This window comes from Nonomuraea jiangxiensis (assembly GCF_900099965.1).
Lineage (GTDB): Bacteria > Actinomycetota > Actinomycetes > Streptosporangiales > Streptosporangiaceae > Nonomuraea > Nonomuraea jiangxiensis.
The window spans coordinates 1-1,713 of sequence record NZ_FNDJ01000064.1 but is presented as its reverse complement, the minus strand read 5'-3'; the positions used below and the strand labels follow the sequence as shown (position 1 = coordinate 1,713).

The following is a 1,713-nucleotide window of genomic DNA, read 5'->3' as shown; positions in this document are numbered from 1 at the left end:
GGCACCGGCACCGGCACTGGCACTGGCACCGGCACCGGCACCGGCACCGGCACTGGCACTGGCACTGGCACCGGCACCGGCACCGGCACCGGCACCGGCACCGGCACGATGGCATGGCACCATCCCCAACCGCCGACCGACCACCTGCGCCTGTCGCCTACCTGCACCTCTCACCAGCGCTCGCTTGTCCACAGCCTCAACCGATCCGTTCCCCGCTTATCCCCAGAACGACGCTCGGCGTCACTGGGCCACGCCCACCCCGGCACCCTGAGTGCCCATGACGACCAACACCTCCGCTCCCGCCCCCGACCCCACCCCCGACTCGACCCCAGCTCCACCTCCGATCCCCACCCCGCACCCGGCCCTCGCCCCAGCTGCGGCGCTCGGCCCGGACAACTGCCTCACCCTGACCAGCCCCACGGACATCCTGTCCGCCGTGCCCTACCTCGTAGGTTTCCATCCCGCCAAAAGCCTCATCGTGATCGGACTCGACCGAGGCCAGGCCAAGGTGGTGGCGAGATGGAACGTGCCATTGCCTCCGGGCACCCTCACCCCACTGTCCCTCCTCTTCGAAAGGGAGGGCGTAACCGAGATCGTCATCGTCGGCTACGGTCCCGGCGAGGCCGTCACCCCGGCCGTGGACGAGGCCAGGCTGCTGGCAGCCAAGACCGGCATTCACGTCGGCGAGGCACTGCGAGCCCACGAGGGCCGCTACTGGTCGTACGTCTGCGACGTCCCGACGTGCTGCCCCGCGGAAGGCACCCCATACGACCCGACCACCAGCAAGATCGCCGCCGAGGCGACCCTCCGCGGCCTGGTGGCCCTCCCCGACCGGGAGACCCTCGAACGCACGGTAGCCCCGCTCACCGGCCCGGTGAGGATGGCGATGCGCCGCGCCACCACCGAAGCGATCGCAGAATTCCGTACCGATCTCACAAACGCCACAAACCTGGACACCTTCGCCAGCCAGTTCATAGCCGACGGCCTGGCAAGGGTCCGCTCAGCCCTGGAAACCCATGAGGAAGGCGGCCGCCTGACAGACCCCGAAGCGGCGAAGCTGGGCCTGGCCATCACCATCACCAGAGTCCGGGACGAGGCCTGGACCCTCATGCAGGACTCCCATGTCCACCTGTGGAAGGACCTGACCCGCCGACTTCAACCCTGCTTCACCCCACCCGCCGCGTCCCTCCTCGCCATGGCCGCCTGGCGGGCGGGAAACAGCGTCCAAGCCACCATAGCCCTCGAGCGAGCCCTGACCATCGACCCGGCCTACTCGATGGCCAACCTCCTCATGCACGCCCTCCAGAACCTCCTCTCACCCAACATCCTCCGAGGCCGCCTCCCCACCCCCACCGAACTCGACGCCGCCATGGGCACACCCCACGCCGCCTGGCTACTCCCCTTGGTCAACCTCCTAGACGAAGCCGACCCAATCCCCACCACCCCACCCACCCTCAACTGACCCACCCAAGCCTCCACCCACCCCACCCAACCCCCCACCGACCGCACCCAAGCCCTCACTGACCGCACCCAGCCTCCCGAGACCCACCCAAGCAGCCACCGAACAGCCCCACCGATCCACCACCAACCCACCAAGCCCCCACGCTGAGCTGGCCGAGGGGGTATCACTCCAGGTGTGGAAATGATCACCAAACGTAGACGGAAGTCTAGAAAGATCATTCACCATTTCGGGGGAGAACACGATCATGTCCA

The 1,713-nt window shown here is 68.1% G+C and carries 1 protein-coding gene; it reads left to right on the top strand.

Annotation, left to right across the window (positions count from 1 at the left end; translation table 11 throughout):
• Positions 1-277 precede the first annotated feature (277 nt).
• Complete coding sequence (locus tag BLS95_RS53790) at positions 278-1,462, top strand: DUF4192 domain-containing protein (RefSeq protein ID WP_090947375.1); 1,185 nt, start codon at positions 278-280, stop codon at positions 1,460-1,462.
• Positions 1,463-1,713: the final 251 nt, after the last annotated feature.

Excerpts from the sequence above, each read along its gene's own strand:
- BLS95_RS53790 (WP_090947375.1), top strand. The coding sequence starts at position 278 with ATGACGACCAACACCTCCGCTCCCGCCCCCGACCCCACCCCCGACTCG.